The sequence below is a fragment of the Methylobacterium sp. CCH7-A2 genome (assembly GCF_001557075.1).
In the GTDB taxonomy this organism is placed as follows: Bacteria; Pseudomonadota; Alphaproteobacteria; order Rhizobiales; family Beijerinckiaceae; genus Allobosea; species Allobosea massiliensis.
In genome coordinates, this window is sequence record NZ_LSKN01000172.1 from 1 (window position 1) to 453 (window position 453).

A 453-nucleotide genomic window follows, 5' to 3' on the forward strand; every position below is an offset into this window, starting at 1 on the left:
GCGACACCTGGCAGGGCAGCTGGTCCTCGCTCCAGACCAAGGGGCAGGACATGGTGGACGTCATGTCGGCCCTGAAGACCGACGCCATGGTTGGGCACTGGGAGTTCACGCTCGGCGCCGAGCGCGTCAAGGAAATCGCCGAGAGCGCGCCCTTCGCCTTCCTCGCTCAGAACATCAGGGACCGGGAATGGAACGAGCCGGTCTTCCCGCCGCGTAAGGTCTTCGAGAAGGGCGGCGTCAAGGTCGCGGTGATCGGCCAGGCACTGCCGCGCACGGCTATCGCCAATCCGCGCTGGATGTTCCCGGACTGGGAGTTTGGCATCCGCGAGGAGGAGATTCAAAAGCAGGTCGACGAAGCGCGGGGCGAGGGCGCTGCCGTGGTCGTGCTGCTCTCCCATAACGGCTTCGACGTCGACAAGAAGCTCGCCTCGCGGGTCAAGGGCCTCGACATCA

1 pseudogene is annotated in these 453 nt (G+C 65.6%); it reads left to right on the forward strand.

What is annotated here, in order from left to right:
* A pseudogene (locus tag AX750_RS13175) lies at positions 1–453 on the forward strand (thiosulfohydrolase SoxB); the annotation flags it as partial.